The sequence below is a fragment of the Vibrio sp. 1288 genome (assembly GCF_033344475.1).
Window position 1 is genome coordinate 1 of record NZ_JAWPOX010000375.1, and the last position, 780, is coordinate 780.

The 780-nt window shown below is 49.0% G+C and carries 1 protein-coding gene; it reads right to left on the reverse strand.

The window, feature by feature from the left end; translation table 11 throughout:
• Window positions 1-140 precede the first annotated feature (140 nt).
• The coding region (locus R8O11_RS26860) for an isoaspartyl peptidase/L-asparaginase family protein (protein WP_318194829.1) at window positions 141-780 on the reverse strand (640 nt) is incomplete at its 5' end.

Consider the following 780-nt stretch of genomic DNA (forward strand, 5'->3'; position numbering starts at 1 on the left):
ATTCTTCGAATATGGAAGATCCAGCCAACGAGCCACCGCCACCGCATTACTGATCAATACGCGAAAGACAAAACAAAGCCCAGACTTATGCTGGGCTTTGTTGTAATTGCACGGTGGCTCATCGTGAAATGATCGAACGGTTAGTCTTTAGCGTAGATTTTCACACACAACTCACCACGAGTATTGATACCCGCACGATACATCCCCGTACTGTTCATAGCGAAATGCAACTCCCCATTCGCATCAATGGCAATCAGGCCACCTTCTCCGCCCATGGTTTTGAGATCTCCCTGAATAATGGCTTCACACGCGGTATGTACGTCCTCTTGCAAATAGCGCATGCGTGCTGCTACATCTTCCGCAACACGTTTACGAATAAAGAACTCACCAACACCCGTAGTTGAAACTGCCACCACGCCATTCTCAGCCACCGTGCCACAGCCTATCAGTGCAGAATCTCCAACACGACCATATTGCTTATTGGTTACCCCACCCGTACTGGTCGCCGCAGCTAAGTTGCCTTGCTGGTCTAACGCCACTGCGCCTACGGTGCCGTGTTTACGATCATCCGGGTAACGAGACTCAGATAACGCAAACAAACCTTTCTCACGCATTGAGAGCAGCTGTTCATAACGGCGATCTGTGAAGAAGTAATCTTGTTCGGTGTATTGATGACCTTGTTCAAAAGCAAACTTCTCAGCGCCTTCACCAACCAACAACACATGGTTGCTGCGAAGCATCACATCCCGAGCCAACTCGATCGGGTTTTTAATGTGTCTA